This is a genomic window from Flavobacterium riviphilum (assembly GCF_055231795.1).
The window spans coordinates 163,437-180,281 of record NZ_JBUYSY010000002.1 but is presented as its reverse complement, the minus strand read 5'-3'; the positions used below and the strand labels follow the sequence as shown (position 1 = coordinate 180,281).

General features: G+C 33.7%; 15 protein-coding genes. 7 read left to right on the top strand and 8 right to left on the bottom strand.

Translation table 11 applies throughout. The features are described from left to right. Positions 1 to 7: 7 nt before the first annotated feature. From ACZIX2_RS03475 to ribB, 4 genes are read left to right on the top strand one after another with little or no spacing between them, the layout of a single operon-like run. The gene (locus ACZIX2_RS03475) at positions 8 to 2,464 is read left to right on the top strand and encodes a DNA translocase FtsK (RefSeq protein WP_463338692.1); all 2,457 of its coding nucleotides are present in this window, start codon (positions 8 to 10) and stop codon (positions 2,462 to 2,464) included. Positions 2,465 to 2,468: 4 nt separating this feature from the next. Then, positions 2,469 to 3,158 carry an outer membrane lipoprotein periplasmic chaperone LolA1 gene (lolA1, locus tag ACZIX2_RS03470; RefSeq protein WP_463338691.1) on the top strand — a complete coding sequence of 230 codons (690 nt, stop codon included), beginning with the start codon at positions 2,469 to 2,471 and terminating at the stop codon, positions 3,156 to 3,158. A gap of 6 nt (positions 3,159 to 3,164) precedes the next feature. Beyond that, positions 3,165 to 4,625, top strand: coding sequence for an LptF/LptG family permease (locus ACZIX2_RS03465; protein ID WP_463338690.1), 1,461 nt, complete (start codon positions 3,165 to 3,167; stop codon positions 4,623 to 4,625). Between the two features lie 8 nt (positions 4,626 to 4,633). Next, complete coding sequence (ribB, locus tag ACZIX2_RS03460) at positions 4,634 to 5,767, top strand: 3,4-dihydroxy-2-butanone-4-phosphate synthase (protein WP_463338689.1); 1,134 nt, start codon at positions 4,634 to 4,636, stop codon at positions 5,765 to 5,767. 91 nt (positions 5,768 to 5,858) lie between these two features. On the opposite strand, the gene ACZIX2_RS03455 is transcribed toward ribB, so the two are convergent. Continuing rightward, positions 5,859 to 6,533, bottom strand: a complete 675-nt coding sequence (locus tag ACZIX2_RS03455; protein WP_463338688.1) for a DUF4294 domain-containing protein — start codon at positions 6,531 to 6,533, stop codon at positions 5,859 to 5,861. A gap of 86 nt (positions 6,534 to 6,619) precedes the next feature. Here ACZIX2_RS03455 and ACZIX2_RS03450 point away from each other — a divergent pair, with 86 nt between their 5' ends. Further along, the gene (locus tag ACZIX2_RS03450) at positions 6,620 to 7,708 is read left to right on the top strand and encodes a M42 family metallopeptidase (protein ID WP_463338687.1); all 1,089 of its coding nucleotides are present in this window, start codon (positions 6,620 to 6,622) and stop codon (positions 7,706 to 7,708) included. 76 nt (positions 7,709 to 7,784) lie between these two features. On the opposite strand, the gene ACZIX2_RS03445 is transcribed toward ACZIX2_RS03450, so the two are convergent. The 7 genes from ACZIX2_RS03445 to ACZIX2_RS03415 form a co-directional block, all read right to left on the bottom strand. Next, the gene (locus ACZIX2_RS03445; protein ID WP_463338686.1) at positions 7,785 to 8,198 is read right to left on the bottom strand and encodes an ankyrin repeat domain-containing protein; all 414 of its coding nucleotides are present in this window, start codon (positions 8,196 to 8,198) and stop codon (positions 7,785 to 7,787) included. A gap of 297 nt (positions 8,199 to 8,495) precedes the next feature. Continuing rightward, positions 8,496 to 9,446, bottom strand: coding sequence for a phosphoribosylaminoimidazolesuccinocarboxamide synthase (locus ACZIX2_RS03440; RefSeq protein ID WP_463338685.1), 951 nt, complete (start codon positions 9,444 to 9,446; stop codon positions 8,496 to 8,498). Positions 9,447 to 9,531: 85 nt separating this feature from the next. Continuing rightward, positions 9,532 to 11,883, bottom strand: a complete 2,352-nt coding sequence (locus ACZIX2_RS03435) for a S9 family peptidase (RefSeq protein ID WP_463338684.1) — start codon at positions 11,881 to 11,883, stop codon at positions 9,532 to 9,534. A 9-nt stretch (positions 11,884 to 11,892) separates the two neighbouring features. Further along, entirely contained in the window at positions 11,893 to 12,501 is a 609-nt protein-coding gene (locus ACZIX2_RS03430; RefSeq protein ID WP_463338683.1) for a DUF502 domain-containing protein, read from the bottom strand. Positions 12,502 to 12,875: 374 nt separating this feature from the next. Further along, positions 12,876 to 13,322 (bottom strand): hypothetical protein, encoded by a 447-nt coding sequence (locus ACZIX2_RS03425; protein WP_463338682.1) that lies wholly within the window; start codon positions 13,320 to 13,322, stop codon positions 12,876 to 12,878. A 381-nt stretch (positions 13,323 to 13,703) separates the two neighbouring features. After that, on the bottom strand, positions 13,704 to 14,525 hold the full coding sequence (locus ACZIX2_RS03420; RefSeq protein WP_463338681.1) for an HAD family hydrolase: 822 nt from the start codon (positions 14,523 to 14,525) through the stop codon (positions 13,704 to 13,706). 83 nt (positions 14,526 to 14,608) lie between these two features. Beyond that, positions 14,609 to 15,562 carry a PhoH family protein gene (locus tag ACZIX2_RS03415; RefSeq protein ID WP_463338680.1) on the bottom strand — a complete coding sequence of 318 codons (954 nt, stop codon included), beginning with the start codon at positions 15,560 to 15,562 and terminating at the stop codon, positions 14,609 to 14,611. Between the two features lie 105 nt (positions 15,563 to 15,667). On the opposite strand from ACZIX2_RS03415, the gene ACZIX2_RS03410 reads away from it, so the two are divergent. Together ACZIX2_RS03410 and ACZIX2_RS03405 are read left to right on the top strand one after the other, a co-directional pair. Continuing rightward, entirely contained in the window at positions 15,668 to 16,507 is an 840-nt protein-coding gene (locus ACZIX2_RS03410) for an SAM hydrolase/SAM-dependent halogenase family protein (RefSeq protein WP_463338679.1), read from the top strand. 39 nt (positions 16,508 to 16,546) lie between these two features. Further along, positions 16,547 to 16,843: a putative quinol monooxygenase gene (locus ACZIX2_RS03405; protein ID WP_463338678.1), complete on the top strand. Its 297-nt coding sequence runs from the start codon at positions 16,547 to 16,549 to the stop codon at positions 16,841 to 16,843. Positions 16,844 to 16,845: the final 2 nt, after the last annotated feature.

Genomic DNA, 16,845 nt, shown 5'->3' with positions numbered 1-16,845 from the left:
AAAACGTATGGCAAAATCTACCAAAAAAAACACTTCGACTAATAGTGCTGACACAACATCAACTCCAACGAAGTTTTGGACACTTTCTCAACAAAATAAATTAATTTTTGGAAGCATTTTCATTTTGTTTTCCATAGGATTATTGGTTGCTTTTATTTCTTACTTTTTACATGGTCAAGCTGACCAAAGTGTAGTTAATGAATTAACCAACAGAAAAGAAGTGGTACAAAATTGGTTGGGAAAAACAGGAGCATTTATGGCCAACGCTCTAATTAGAGATGGCTTTGGAATCGCTGCTTTTTTGTTTGTGCGACTTTTTTTTATCACCGGTTTATTTTTATTCCTTGGACTTAAACCTAACAAACTAAAAAATATTTGGTTTTGGGATTTGTTTTTAATGGTAAATCTTTCTATTCTATTTGGATATTTTATCGAATCGCTACCTGATTTAGGTGGAATTATGGGGTATGAACTCAATTTGCTTCTACAAGATTATTTAGGTAAAACAGGTACGGCCTTGGTGCTTGTACTAGGTGTACTGATTTATTTAATTTTCAAAATAAAAATTTCACCCGAAAAAATCCAACAACTATTTCAATCTACCAAAGAGGAAATTAAAGCAGAATTAAACACAACTCCATTCCCTAAAGGAAACGATACCTCTTACAACTTAGAAGAATTTGCTGTAACAGAATCGAAAGAGGCAGAAATTGAAGATACTATCCATTTAAAAACTACGGGGTCGCAATTTGAAATCAACAAAGAGGCCTTAAAACCTACCATCAATAACGCCTCAGAAATAAATTTAGACCCTCAGTTAAAATCCATTCCTTTACACAACGAACCTTCTTTAGTAGAAACTGGTGCGCATAACGAATCCTTTGTGATTGAAAAAGCCACGGAAGAAACCATAATCGAAGAAAATCTTGCTTCTCGATTAGTTGCTGATTTTGGATTATTCGATCCAACATTGGATCTTTCACACTATCAATTTCCAACTCTCGATTTACTAAAAGAATACTCCTCAGGTGGTATTACCATAAATCAATTGGAACTTGAAGAAAATAAAAATAAAATTGTTGATACTTTACGCAATTACAAAATTGAAATTGCTCAAATTAAAGCAACGGTAGGTCCGTCGGTAACTTTGTATGAAATTGTACCCGAAGCGGGAATTCGAATCTCTAAAATTAAAAGTTTAGAGGACGATATTGCCTTGTCATTGTCTGCACTTGGTATTCGTATTATTGCCCCAATTCCAGGCAAAGGCACCATTGGTATTGAAGTACCTAACAAAAATCCAACTATGGTATCCATGAAAAGCGCCATAGGATCGGCAAAATTTCAAGAAGCAGAAATGGAATTACCAATTGCTTTAGGAAAAACAATTTCAAACGAAACCTTTGTAGTGGATTTAGCCAAAATGCCGCATTTATTAATGGCTGGAGCTACAGGACAAGGAAAATCGGTTGGATTAAATGCAGTTTTAACTTCCTTATTGTATAAAAAACATCCTGCCGAAGTCAAATTTGTTTTGGTTGACCCCAAAAAAGTAGAGCTAACCTTATTCAACAAAATTGAAAGACATTATCTAGCCAAACTACCGGATACAGAAGATGCAATCATTACTGATACTGCCAAGGTAGTGACTACCCTAAATTCGCTTTGTGTCGAAATGGATAACAGGTATTCTTTACTAAAGGATGCCATGGTTAGGAATATCAAAGAATACAATGAAAAATTCAAATCCAGAAAACTAAATCCAGAATTAGGACATCGCTTTTTACCGTACATAATTTTGGTCGTTGACGAGTTTGCTGATTTGATTATGACAGCCGGTAAAGAAGTTGAAGTACCAATTGCCCGATTGGCACAATTAGCCAGAGCTATTGGAATTCACTTAATTATTGCTACGCAAAGACCATCAGTTAACGTGATTACTGGTTTAATAAAAGCCAATTTCCCTGCCCGAATAGCCTTTAGAGTAACTTCCAAAATTGACTCAAGAACGATTTTGGATGCGCAAGGAGCAGATCAATTAATAGGCCGAGGTGATTTGCTGTACACCAATGGCAACGATGTAGTACGTGTACAATGTGCCTTTGTAGACACGCCCGAAGTGGAAAAAATCACTGAATTTATTGGCTCTCAAAAGGCTTATGCTACCGCTTATTTGCTTCCGGAATTTGTAGGAGAAGAAAGTGGCATTAATCTTGATATAGATATTTCAGAAAGAGACCCATTATTTAGAGAAGCAGCTGAAATCATTGTCAATGCACAACAGGGTTCAGCTTCATTATTGCAACGCAAACTCAAATTAGGTTACAACAGAGCCGGCCGTTTAATTGATCAATTAGAAGCTGCAGGAATTGTTGGCGCTTTTGAAGGGAGTAAAGCAAGAAGTGTAAACATCCTAGATATGACTGCTCTGGATCAATTTTTCAACAATGAACTAAATCTTTAACATCATGTTACTTATCCCTACCTATTTAAATTCTAAAAAACAAAAAAACAATTTTTTCTCATTCGCATTTATATTCATTGCATTTTTGTCTTTTTTATCTACTCATGCGCAAGATCAAAAAGCCAAAGCCCTTTTGGACCAAGTAACGAATAAAGTAAAAAGCTACAACAATATTGTTATTGATTTCAAATATAGCCTTCAAAATCATAAGGAAAACATACACCAAGATAGCAAAGGCAATGTTACTTTAAAAGGAAACTTGTATTTCTTGCAATTTATGGGCACCACGAAACTATTTGACGGAAAAAAAACATACACTATTGTTCCTGAAGACGAAGAAGTTACCATTTCCAAGGTGGACGAGAATGATGATAATGCTATAACTCCATCAAAAATGTTAACCTTTTTCAACAAAGGCTATAAATATTCTATGGATATTGTACAAGATGTACGTGGTCGAAAAATACAATACATTAAATTGATTCCGATTAATAGCAAAGACCAGCGAAAAGAAATATTATTGGGGATTGATATTCAAACCAAACATATTTATAATTTGATTGAAACTGGCAAAAAAGGTACTAAAACTACCCTAACGGTGAATTCCTTTAAAACCAATCAACCTTTATCAAAAAATCAATTTACCTTTGTGTCGAGTAAATATCCAAACTACTACATCAACAAATTAGACTAATTACAAGTGAAGATACTTGACAAATATTTATTAAAATCCTTTTTGATTACATTTACTACAGTTTTTGTAATCCTTTTTTTCATCTTTATTTTACAAACCGTTTGGCTTTTTATATCAGAATTAGCTGGTAAAGACTTGGACTTTATTATGGTTATTAAGTTTTTACTTTTTGCTATGCCTCGAATTATCCCATTAGTTTTGCCTTTATCCGTTTTATTGGCTTCCATCATGACTTTTGGTAGTTTGTCTGAAAATTACGAATTAGCCGCTATAAAATCTTCGGGAATCTCACTACAAAGGTGTTTTAGAACGTTAATAGTGTTTATTTTCTTTCTTAGTATTGTGGCTTTTTTGTTTGCCAACAATGTAATTCCTTATGCGGAATATAAATTCATGAGCTTTAGAAGAAACATTGCTCAAGTAAAACCTGCTTTGGCAATTGCTGAAGGTCAATTTAATACCATTGGAATTTACAATATTAAAGTCAACAAAAAAACGGGTGAAAAAGGTAATTTTTTGAGTGGAGTAACCATACACAAAAAATCCATGATAGGTGATGGTAACAAAACCGTGATAAAAGCCAAAACTGGAGAATTGGTAAGTAATGAAGCCTCTAACCTACTTCAATTGATTTTACACGACGGATATTACTATGAAGATGTAACTCCAAAAAAATACGAAGACCGAGAAAAGATGCCTTTCATTAAAAGCTCTTTTAAAAAAGACATCATTAATATTGATTTATCAAAACTGAATACCGTCACAGTAGAAGACAGTAAAGAAACCAATACCAAGGGTATGCTTGATATTTCGGAATTACAATATACGATAGATTCTCTTTCCAAAAGTCAAGTAACTGAGCGCAAATCCTTTATTGAAAATATCAATCAAAAAATAACAATTCCTTTAGCATCCACCTCTGTTGCTGCACCTGTATCTGCAAATGATACTCTAAAAAAATTAAAAAAAGCCAATACAATAGACCCCTTAGCGCATTATACCGATGAGGACAAACAAATTATTTTTAAAAATGCCCTTGCCAATACTCAATCTACCATTGTGAGTATTGATGGTACATTGGCAGAATTAAAAATGAAACAAAAAAACATCAACAACCACCAATTTGTAGTTTATGAAAAATTCGTTATTGCATTTGGTTGTTATTTAATGTTTTTCATAGGAGCTCCTCTGGGCGCTATTATCCGAAAAGGTGGTATAGGATTGCCGATTGTATTTGCCGTATTAATTTTCATTACCTTTCACTTTATCAATACTTTTGGAAAAAGAATCACCCAAGAAGATGGACTTACTCCTTTTGTGGGAGCCTGGATGTCTTCATTTATATTGGCTCCTTTAGCTATTTTATTAACCTATAGGGCTATTAACGACATTGGGATGATCAATACCGACCGATTAATTGAACCATTTCAAAAATTGTTCAAAAAAATATTCCCTTCTAAAAATTAAAAGTATCCATGTCAGAAGAAAAAATTCAACTCAATACAATTGAGGAAGCCATAGAAGACATCCGTCAAGGAAAAGTTATCATCGTAGTAGACGATGAAGATCGCGAGAATGAAGGAGACTTTTTGGCTGCTGCCGAAAAAGTGACTCCAGAAATGATTAATTTCATGGCCACCCATGGAAGAGGTTTGATTTGCGCCCCCTTAACCGAAAGTCGTTGCAAAGAATTGGGCTTACATGTTATGGTAAGTAACAATACTGACCCCATGGAAACTGCCTTTACAGTCTCAGTAGATTTGAGAGGCAATGGCGTTACTACAGGTATATCGGCTTCGGACAGAGCAAAAACCATTCTTTCCTTAGTTGATCCAAATACCAAACCCCATGATTTAGCCAGACCTGGACATATTTTTCCACTCATTGCCAAACAAGGTGGCGTATTAAGACGTACTGGGCATACAGAAGCTGCCATTGATTTCGCGAGATTAGCAGGTTTCAAATCGGCTGGTGTGATTGTAGAAATCATGAACGAAGATGGTACAATGGCACGCTTACCGCAACTTGTAGAAGTGGCCAAAAAATTCAATTTAAAACTAGTTTCTATTGAGGCTTTAGTAGCTTACAGAATGCAACACGATAGTTTGATTGTAAAAAAAGAAGACTTTGACATTCAAACTCGATTTGGAACTTTTAGACTTCGTGCGTACCAACAAACCACCAATAAACAAGTCCATATTGCTTTAACTAAAGGTACTTGGAATCTTGGTGAATCAATCCTAACTCGTATTAATTCATCACAAGTAAACAATGATCTATTAGGAACCTTAACCAACAACTTAGACAAGCAATTGGATGATATGTTCACCATGATCAATAATGAAGGTAAAGGAGCTGTTATTTTTATCAATCAAGACATGCAAGCGGTTAATCTTTTGAACCGAATCACCGAGCTTAAAGCCTTACAAGCTAAAGGCGAACTCAAAGCGCCAAAGATTGTAATTGATAGCAAAGACTTTGGTATTGGAGCTCAAATCCTACATGACATTGATATTTCAAAGATACGATTGGTTACCAACTCAACTCAAGGTAAAAGAGTTGGAATGATAGGATATGGCCTTGAAATAACAGAATACGTAAATTATTAAAATCACCAACTATAATCCATAAAAAAATTCAGATTCCGATTGCTATCTTAAATCGGAATCTGATTTTTTTTTATCATTCATTTGAAACTTTTTAGTTTGATTGAAGAGCTTTGTTGTTCCAAAATTCATTCAAATCATCATAATTTACCGGATTGGCAGGTTTTTGATTCGGAAGTCTTCCGGATTCAAAGGCTCTAACTAATATGGTTTCTATCAAAAAATCTTCATTAACTTCGTAAGGCGAATATTTTGTTTTTAAACTAATGTCAAAAAGATTGGCGGTTGAATTGGCCCAAAAAGCCTTCCATCCACTTTTTAGATCACTTACTAATTCATATGTAGAAACACCTGTTTGTCTATGAATGAGTTTAACCAAAATCTGACCTTGTTTTCTGGATAGTTTTTTCAATTTTGCCTCGAACTCATTGGTCAAATAGTCTTCTACTATTTTAAAATACTTCTTTTTTTCTTTATTGGTTTTCAGATAAGCCATTCCTCTTCTCAACCCAACTAATCGCTCTGCAGCTAATCTGGCGTAAGGGTATGTTTTATAAACTCTATTCTGAAGAATTAAGAAATTCTTTTTGTCTTCATAATTCAGTTTGTTTTTACTAATAACTATTTCCGGAAGCAAAATGGTATCACTCAAAATAGTATCTTCTTCAACTAAGTCAAGTTGCTCTCTATCAACATCCTTAGTCACAACTTGAGCTTGTGCAGAAAAAACGAAAAATAAAAACAGTAGTATGATTTGGAATCGATTCATGTTTACAATTAATTTGACTTCAAAAGTATTTTTTTTTTGGACAAGTATGATGCCAAATTTATAATTTAGCAAAAAAAATATCAACTATGAGTACGACAACAATATTAAACGAAGCCTCCATTTCATTTTTAGAAAAATATCTGAATAATGCATCTCCTACAGGCTATGAATCAGAGGGACAAAAACTCTGGATGGAATATTTGAAACCTTATGTCGACACTTTTATTACAGATACCTATGGCACTGCTGTAGGAGTGATCAATCCCGAAGCCCCTTTCAAAGTAGTAATAGAAGGGCACGCAGACGAAATTGCCTGGTATGTTAATTATATTACAGACGACGGTTTGGTTTATGTGATTCGAAATGGTGGATCCGACCATCAAATTGCTCCTTCAAAAAGAGTTAACATTCATACAAAAAATGGAATCGTAAAAGGTGTTTTTGGATGGCCTGCCATTCATACTCGAAATCGCGATAAAGAAGAAAACCCCAAAACGAGTAATATATTTATTGACTTGGGTTGCGAAAACAAAGAAGAAGTTGAAAAATTGGGCGTTCATGTCGGATGTGTCATTACCTATCCCGATGAATTCATGATTTTAAATAACAATAAATTTGTTTGTCGAGCCATTGATAATCGTATGGGAGGATTTATGATTGCAGAAGTTGCTCGTTTACTACATGAAAACAAAAAACAACTTCCTTTTGGTTTGTACATTACCAACGCGGTTCAAGAAGAAGTGGGATTAAGAGGCGCCGAAATGATTACACAAACCATCAAACCCAATATTGCTATCATTACGGATGTTTGTCACGATTCTACAACTCCAATGATTGACAAAAAAATTGAAGGTGAAACAAAAATTGGTAAAGGACCTGTTATTACTTATGCTCCTGCGGTTCAAAACAATTTAAGAGAATTGATTTTGGATACCGCTATAGAAAAAGGTATTCCTTTCCAAAGATTAGCGTCTTCTCGTGTTACTGGAACCGATACTGATGCCTTTGCTTATAGCAACGGAGGGGTGGCCTCTGCCTTAATTTCGTTACCACTGCGTTATATGCACACCACAGTAGAGATGGTACATAGAGAAGATGTTGAAAATGTGATTAAACTTATTTATGAATCCCTATTGAAGATTGAAAACAACGAAACTTTTTCTTATTTCAAATAAAAAATGAAATCCAATAAAAAACTCCGTAAAACTAAATGGTTTATACGGAGTTTTTTTTGGTAGTAGCACATCCTATTTAACGCTGTGCAATGGATTTTTTAGAAGAATTCAATGCTAGGTAGGCATAAGCATCGTTGGCATTAGACAACTGTGCATATTTTTTGGCATCAATTCCGAACTCATTTTTTTCATTTACTTTTGCCCCATTTGCAATTAGTAATTTCATAATTTCTACTTTATTGAATCTAGCTGCAATCATTAATGGTGTAAGACCATTTGACTTTTCATTTACATCAGCTCCGTAAGCTATTAACTTTTTAACGAAGTCAATTTCCCCTTTATAAATGGCTACACATAATGGTGTTGCGTTTCCATAAACGGGAACCAGTTTTTCTAATTTAACTGATGAATTCAAATTAGAAGCAGTTGCGTCGATGGCAATTCCTGATAAGGCCACCAACATTCCTAAACAAATGATTGATTTTTTCATGATGATTGATTGTTTAAATTGATTGATGATTAAATTCTATTCAAAGGTATGTATTTTTTAATACCTTGTATTACTTAGTACTGTTTATTAACTATTATTTAACATTGCAAACTAATTTCAAATAACTTATTTACACCACTTTATCTTAGCCTTGTTGTAATAATAGACGACAACTGTAATGATTAGTTACAGCAAAAAATAGCTTTATAAAAGAATTAACACCTAATTGGATAACATAGCTCCAAAAAAAAACTCCACACTTAGTAGTGCGGAGCCGTATTCTTATAGGATATACTATTATCGATTTAAATAATTCAAAACATTTTGCTCGATACGTTCATTGATGTTTGAGATATCTGCTTTTACAAACTTCTCTCCTATGATGTTCTCATATAATTCGATGTATCGCTCTGAAACCGATTCAATATACGCATCGGTCATTTCAGGTATTTGCTGTCCTTCTTTTCCTTGAAATCCATTTTGAATCAACCATCTGCGTACAAACTCTTTAGACAGTTGTTTTTGTTCCTCACCTCTATCTTGTCGTTCTTGATAGCCTTCAGCATAAAAATACCTTGAAGAATCTGGTGTATGAATTTCATCAATTAAAACAATTTTACCGTCTTTAGTTTTTCCAAACTCATATTTAGTATCAACTAAAATCAAACCTCTACTGGCTGCAATTTCGGTCCCTCTTTGAAATAATGCACGAGTATAGTTTTCCAAAACCAAATACTCCTCTTCGGAGACAATTCCGTTTGCTAAAATAGCCTCTCTAGAGATATCGGCGTCATGCTCTCCGTTATCAGCTTTTGTAGTGGGTGTTATAATGGGTTCTGGTAGTTTGTCATTTTCCTTTAACCCTTCTGCCAATGGCACACCACACAAAGTTCTTTTTCCTGCAGCATATTCGCGAGCAGCATGGCCTGATAAATAGCCTCTAATTACCATTTCTACTTTAAATGGAGTACATAAATGACCAATTGCTACACTTGGATCAGGAGTGGCTATTAACCAATTAGGTACAATATCCTGAGTAAGCTCCATAAATTTTGTAGCAATTTGATTTAAAATTTGACCTTTATAAGGAATTCCTTTAGGCAAAACTACATCAAATGCTGATAATCTATCGGTAGCTATCATGACCAAAAGTTCATCATTTATATTGTAAACTTCACGAACTTTTCCTCTATAAACAGATTTTTGATTAGGAAAATTAAAGTTGGTAGTTGTAATTGTAGTACTCATTGTGTTGATATGTGTAAGTATTTAGAGCAACAAATTTATAATTATTCTAAGAGCAAGCAAAGAAAAGCTTAGGTATAATTGATGCTTAATCTTTTTTTCCGATAGTTGTTTCAAAAAGGTTTAATATACGTCTGTACTCATCTAACCAGGAATAGGTTTCACGAAAACCATGAGCTTCCACAGGATAGGAAGCCAAACTCCAATTCTTCTTTCCAAATTCTATAAAACGTTGGGAAAGCCTGATAATATCTTTGTATTCAACATTGTCATCCACCATCCCGTGAAGCATTAACAAATTGCCTTGTAAATTATCTGCAAAATAAATAGGAGAACTTTTTTGGTACGCCATAGGATCTGTTTCTGGAAAATTTAAAATATTTCCAGTGTACCCGTGATTATAATGAGCCCAATCCGTAACCGAACGTAAAGCGGCTCCAGAAGCGAACTCTTTTGGAGTGGTTAACATGGCCATTAAGGTAATAAATCCTCCGTAGGAACCTCCATAAATACCTACACGATTAGGATCTACACCGTACTTTTCTACTAACACTTTTTTACCATCCAATTGATCCGAGAGGTCTTTTCCTCCCATAAAACGGTAAATTCCAGTTCTTACGTCTCTTCCATACCCGTCACTACCTCTGTAATCTATATCCAATACCGTGTAACCTAAATCGGTAAGTAGATTATGAAACATAAACTCTCTATAATAATTACTCCAATAATTATGTGCATTTTGCAGATATCCCGCGCCATGAACAAAAATTACGCCTGCCGAATTGGATTTTGTACTTAAGGGTTGATATAATCTTGCATGAACTTTAGTACCATCTTGAGCAGTATAAGAAATAACCTCAGGAGCTTTCCAATTGTATTTCACAAAATCCGTTGTCAATGAGGATGTAATTGTGTGCAGTTTTGGTTGTTTGGTATTGGCTGCCCAATACAATTCCCATGGCTTGTTCTTATATGAATATCTTACCGCTAACTTAGTTTCATCTGGGGATAGTATTACTTCATGTGCTCCGTCGGTAGTCAAAATAGGCTCCAATTTTCCTGTTTGAATATTCAATTGGTAAAAATCTCTATTTCCAGGATGAGACGTATTGGTGGAGAGATACATTGTTTTTTTGTCATTAGACAGTACTACATCTCTAACTTCCCAGTTGCCTTTTGTAAGTTGTTTTTTTGCTTTAGTTTTAAAATTATAGGTATATAAATGAGAATACCCCGTTGCTTCCGATTGAAAATAAACAGTTTCCTGATCTGCTAAAAAACCTATTTTCCCCGAAGAAAATGCATAAGAAGGGATACCTGGGCCACCTATCCATGCTTCATCATGTTGATGTTCAAATTCTTGAAAGGCACCTGTCTCTAAGTCTAAATTTACCAACCATCGGTCTTTGTTATCTTGACTTCGAATTTCGACTATGGCTTTGGAACCCGAATCATTGTAGATTGGCTCTTGAGCTATAATTGCTTTTTCCTTTTTTTCGGCATTCTTTAAATTATCATACAATTCATAATATTTTGGCACCTCTTTAAGTCCAGTTAATGCAGAAAAATTTACCCAGTATACCGAATCTTTGGCCACACTATAAATTCCCATTTTTGAATTCACAATATTTTGAATAGAAACTTTGCTTTTAGTTTCTGGAGATCGATTGTATCCGTCATCTGTAATGAAAACCTCCATGGTCTCTTTTTTAACTTGAGGATCTGCTGCTATCCTGAACGTTACAAAATTACCTTTGGGATGTACTTTAATGGCCTCTAAATCCTCCTCACCATACCAAAACTCTTTTGGCCCTTCTACAAGTATCTCTTTCTTTCTCTCGTCATTCCAATTTTTCTTCGATTCTTGATCCCTAACATATTGAAACAATTCTTTTTGCTGGGATTTTAAAAAAGAATTTCCTTTAGATTTTTTTGCAGTTGCGTTTCCTTTTTTAAAGTTGCTCAGTTGAAACAACGTTCCTTTTTGGGTATCGAATTGAAAAACATTCTCATTTTGTACAAAAAACAAAATACTGTCATCAAAACCCACAGTCAAATTTGAAAGTGTTTGCGTGTTCTGATACAGTTTTTTAACTAGTTTATTTTTGACTTGATAAGCATATAAATTGCCTTTATCAATAAAATAGGCTATCGATCTGTTTTTATTGAATTTAAAGTCATGTTTAGAAAACCTTGCTTCCTCCGCAGATGCTTTTTGAGGGTTTTTCAGTCCATTTTGCCAAAAATAAGTACTACTTCCCCATTCTTTTTTAGGATTCCACTCAAAATAGACTTTTTGACCATCTAATGACCAACGGTGATTTTCCGGTGGCCAACCAATGAAATCATTGCCTTTCATAATTTCATCTAAGGTCAACGATTGTGAGAACGATACAGTAGAAAAAAGAAGTAATAAATGGAAGAAGGTATTTTTTAGCATGTTTTAAGATTATTTTTTCAGCAAATCTAAGAAACCTTCCCCACTTTTATTCAGAACTTGGATAAATTCTGCTTCGGTAATATTCTCTAATATTTTAATATGATTTGTTGTGGTCACCATAAAATCGGGTGTTTTAGAATCCTTTGTCGAAAGAAAATAGATAATGGCCTCTCCATTTTCATTTTTTTCTTTTAAAAAAGCGGGAATCCAACTTCCATTTTGCTGGAAAAGTATTGGAATTTTTGGAGGAACAACAGGAATTTCTTCTTTTTTATCTTCTTTAATTAATTTTTGTTTAGCCAACTCTTTATGTTTTTCATAACCTGGCAAATACACCTTTAATTTTTCATCAATAGTATCGCTAATTCGTTTAAAGAAACTTAGCCGTACTAGAAAACCGCAAACAATTAAAAAACCAAAGAGGAGAAGCACCCCAAAGACATTGGCCATGTTTTTACCTAAGAAATTTTCCAGCCCAAAGTATTTTGCCATTCCGCTTCCAAATTTTGCAAAAAAAGCAAATACCTTTTGAAAAATAATCATCAACACATAAAGTGGGAGAAGAAACAAAACACCTGCAATCATATTATTCTTTAAGTCATTCCAAAATTTTTCCATAGTTAACTATCTTAAATTAAATGATTTATTTTAAAAAATTATTTTACTTCGTTCTTCTACTATTCCATTAATCCAAACTAAAACCGCCACATTCAAGTCCCTGGTTTTGAGAAGGAGCATTTCCTCTCCAAGTAATTTCAGCAGCTCTATCAATTACTTAACCTCAGCACTTTCTGAACTGCAAAACACAACCTTCAAGAGCAAATAAACTACTATTATTTCGGCATCAACTGTATTGGTAACTCGTCGTAATTTTGCTCTGTGTCACTTTATGTATTTTGTACTTACTAACTGCATTCCTAATCAAATCCAAAGTATCATTTTGCTTTTTGTTGTTTTCATTACTTCCATCCAAAAAGTAATTCACATTGAAATTATTGTACTAAATGCAAGTCTTTTTTGGTTTCAAAATCAACCACAGTTGCCGCAAATCCTGATACTAATCCCGTAATAATCGATGCGAGCATATGACTTACTTCAATTGCACCTACGTACTTTTGAAATAAAACAGCAAAGATGGTCACCAAACCAAAGGCAAAAACACAATGTTTCAAAGCTTTTAAAAAGTATCCTGGGAAATAGGGCGGTTTATTTTTCATTTTTGTCGTAAAAAAAGCTACAGAGGTAACAATAAAACTTAAAGAAACAGCTAAGGGTACCGCTTTTGAAAAAACTGTTGGCACATCCGAAGAAATACTATTTTGAGTCAAAAAAATGGTGGGATATTTCTCTCCCATTGTAAACCAATATTGTAAAGTGTTAATTGTACAATTGATTACTCCAACTGTAATCGACCCGATAATGATACCTTTGTTTGTCATTAGCTTGAATATTAATAAGTCAAAAAGAGTTACTATGTTGAAGAGATTAACTTATAAAGTACATTTTCATAATAATTCAATTCGAAAACCGGATTATACTCAAATGCCCTTTTAGATTTTATAAAAACAAGGCCATGTTAAAAAAAAACTATCTTTACTAGGGGATTAAAACCTTGATAATCATTTTACAATCAATACCTTATTTCAAAAATAAACAAAATAAAAATACAGCAATCGTATTTGTATTGTTAATTTTAAAAATTACTTAAAACCTACAAAATAGTATTCTCAATTAACAAAACTCATTACTTAAACACCGATTCCAAATTAGAAATGTATAGCAAGTAAATTGTCTTTAAAACTAAGTTCTAGAGTATAACATTACAGATTATTTAGCAATCTTTCTTTCAGAAAGTTGGCTACTCCATGCACTCGATTTGAAGCAATAACTTCGAGGTGGTTTAATTTTTGTTGCAAATTCAAAGGGGCATTTCCCATTATCAACCCTATCTCTGCAGCTAACAGCATTTGTTCATCATTGAATCCGTCGCCAAAAACGATAGTGTTTTTAAAGGAGTAATTTTCCATTTCCAAAATTTTAGTAATGGCATTTTTTTTATCTACCGAATGATGCATAAACTCCAAACACAATGGCAAACTAAAAGCATGCACCAAATCTTTATCATGAGTAGAAAGAATTTGATTTTTCAAACCTACCAAAACCTCATGGTTATCATGAGTGAAGAATAATTTGAGTGCTGTAAAATCCTCTAGTGTTGCAAAATCAGCAATTTGCGGGGGATAAGATGCATCTTTTTGATAACTTACTATCATTTCATTGGGCTTTGAAGTAAGCCAAACGTTTTCTTTAAATAAGACAGCTGTAATACTCGGATCAATATTTAATTCAAAAACAGATGCCAACACCTTATGATCAATGTCTTTAGAAAACAATAATTGATTGGAGGGAGAATGAATCCTTGCTCCATTTGAACTTACTAAGTAATGAGGAATTTTAAAGTTATGCAAAACTGACTTTGCATCCAAATGATGTCTGCCTGTAGCTATTATTATTAAAAATCCTTCTTGATGTAATTGTTCAAAAACCTCTTGTGTAACTGAAGTAACGTCATGATTTTCATTCAACAACGTACCATCTAAATCCGAAACAACAACTTTTATAGAAGCAACAGTAGTATTCAATCTATTTAATTTTTTTTTCAAAATCAGTCAAAAAGAAAAGCCTATTACAGGCTTTATACATTTTTTTACTTTCATTTGAAAGCTTAATAATCGTTATTCTCTATTTGTTTATATGCATCAATTACCTTCTTCACTAGGCGATGACGCACTACATCTTTATCGTCTAGATATATAATCCCAATACCCTCCACGTCTTTTAAAACCAACAAAGCTTCCTTTAAACCAGAAATCGTACGTCTAGGTAAATCTACTTGACCAGGATCTCCGGTTATCATAAATTTGGCATTTTTGCCCATTCGAGTTAAAAACATCTTCATTTGAGAATGGGTAGTATTCTGTGCTTCATCTAAGATTACAAACGCATGATCTAAAGTTCTACCACGCATAAATGCCAAGGGGGCAATTTGAATGATTCCTTTAGAAATAAAGTCTTCTAATTTTTCGTTAGGCAACATATCTCTAAGCGCATCATATAAAGGTTGCATGTAAGGATCTAATTTTTCCTTCATGTCTCCAGGTAAAAAACCTAGGTTTTCACCAGCTTCTACAGCAGGACGCGTTAAAATAATTCTTTTGACTTGTTTTTCTTTTAATGCTTTTACAGCCATGGCTACACCAGTATACGTTTTACCTGTACCAGCAGGACCAACTGCAAATACCATATCATTTTTATTTAGAGTATCTACTAATAATTGTTGGTTTGGGGTTAAGGCTTTAATGATTTTGCCCCCCACTCCATGTACTAAAATTTTGTCATACTCCAATGTTTTTTTGGAATCCTGTCCATCATTCAAAATAACACGTTCAATTACATTTAAATCAATAGTATTGTAGCGTGTATAATGTAACATCAACCGATGAAACTGTTTTTCAAATTCATCTAGGACTTCTTTTTCGCCAAATGCTTTTAAGATAGACCCACGAGCTACAATTTTAAGTTTAGGATAGTACTTTTTAATCATCTCAAGATGAGTATCTTGAGCACCCCAAAATTCTTTTGGCGCAATATCAACAAGCTCGATGGTTCTTTCGTTCAAAATGCTGCAGTTTAAATTAAAAATAAATATTGAAATTACTAAATTTGCATATCTCAAATTTAAGTAAAATAGCTTTAAACTACCCTACTAATTCTAAATAAAATTATGTCGATTATAACTCTTACCACAGATTACGGCTTAAAAGACCACTTTGTAGGCGCGCTAAAAGGTAAGATTCTAAGCATACATCCAGAAGCAAGGATAGTAGATATTTCACACGAAATTGACCCTTTTAATATTGTTGAGGCAAGTTATATAATTAGTGCCGCCTATTCCAATTTCCCAAAAGGCACTGTTCACCTAATTGGTGTTGACATCGAGTTTACAAACGAAAATAAACACATCGCTATCTTGTGGAACGACCATTATTTTGTGGCTGCAGACAATGGTATTTTAAGTCGTCTATGCCAAAAAATAGTACCTGAAAAAATAGTCGAAATCAATATACACGATCATATTCACAATGGTACTTCGGATTTGGATGTCTTGGCACAAGTATCCTGTCATCTTTCAAAAGGTGGACTGCTTTCCATTATTGGTAAAGAAATTTCTACCATGAAAGAAATAACCGAAATGCAAGTAGTAATGAACGAAACTACTAACCAATTAAAAGGCTCGGTAATGTATATTGATCACTTTGGAAATGTGGTTACTAACATTTCTAAAACGCAATTTACAGAAGCCGCTAAAGGACGAAAATTTGAAATACTATTAATGTCTAAAGAAAAAAAACCAATAACAAGTATTCTCAATACCTTTTCGGATATTATTTCCTCGGACAAATATCCCTCTAAATTTTATGAAGGGTCTAAGTTAGCTCTCTTTAACGATGCTGGCTATCTAGAAATTGCCTTATACCGAAGTAATCCTTCAAAAACTGGGACTGCCCAAAGTTTGTTGGGGTTAAACTTCAGAGACCCTATTACGATTCAATTTTACAACTAATACCTCAAGCACAAATTAATATCGATATATAATTACTAGATGTTTATACGAATTGTAAAGATGAGCTTTCATCCCGAATTAATACCTACTTTTTTAACTAATTTTAATCAAGTAAAAGATCAAATCCGAAACACCAAAGGCGTTTCATTGTTAGAACTTTATCAAGACAAAGACAACCCTTCTATTGTATTCACCTATAGCTATTGGGATTCTGAAGAAGACTTAGAAAATTATAAAAATTCAGCACTATTCAAAGAGGTTTGGGCCTTTACAAAAACACTATTTAATGCCCAACCTGAAGCTTGGAGTGTTAATCAACTAGTAAGTTTACCTTAATT

Bases quoted from the DNA above. Each gene is read 5' to 3' on its own strand.
- lolA1 (WP_463338691.1), top strand. From the start codon at position 2,469: ATGTTACTTATCCCTACCTATTTAAATTCTAAAAAACAAAAAAACAAT.
- ACZIX2_RS03455 (WP_463338688.1), bottom strand. From the start codon at position 6,533: ATGAATCGATTCCAAATCATACTACTGTTTTTATTTTTCGTTTTTTCT.
- ACZIX2_RS03475 (WP_463338692.1), top strand. From the start codon at position 8: ATGGCAAAATCTACCAAAAAAAACACTTCGACTAATAGTGCTGACACA.
- ACZIX2_RS03445 (WP_463338686.1), bottom strand. From the start codon at position 8,198: ATGAAAAAATCAATCATTTGTTTAGGAATGTTGGTGGCCTTATCAGGA.
- ribB (WP_463338689.1), top strand. From the start codon at position 4,634: ATGTCAGAAGAAAAAATTCAACTCAATACAATTGAGGAAGCCATAGAA.
- ACZIX2_RS03405 (WP_463338678.1), top strand. From the start codon at position 16,547: ATGTTTATACGAATTGTAAAGATGAGCTTTCATCCCGAATTAATACCT.
- ACZIX2_RS03425 (WP_463338682.1), bottom strand. From the start codon at position 13,322: ATGACAAACAAAGGTATCATTATCGGGTCGATTACAGTTGGAGTAATC.
- ACZIX2_RS03450 (WP_463338687.1), top strand. From the start codon at position 6,620: ATGAGTACGACAACAATATTAAACGAAGCCTCCATTTCATTTTTAGAA.
- ACZIX2_RS03430 (WP_463338683.1), bottom strand. From the start codon at position 12,501: ATGGAAAAATTTTGGAATGACTTAAAGAATAATATGATTGCAGGTGTT.
- ACZIX2_RS03440 (WP_463338685.1), bottom strand. From the start codon at position 9,446: ATGAGTACTACAATTACAACTACCAACTTTAATTTTCCTAATCAAAAA.
- ACZIX2_RS03410 (WP_463338679.1), top strand. From the start codon at position 15,668: ATGTCGATTATAACTCTTACCACAGATTACGGCTTAAAAGACCACTTT.
- ACZIX2_RS03435 (WP_463338684.1), bottom strand. From the start codon at position 11,883: ATGCTAAAAAATACCTTCTTCCATTTATTACTTCTTTTTTCTACTGTA.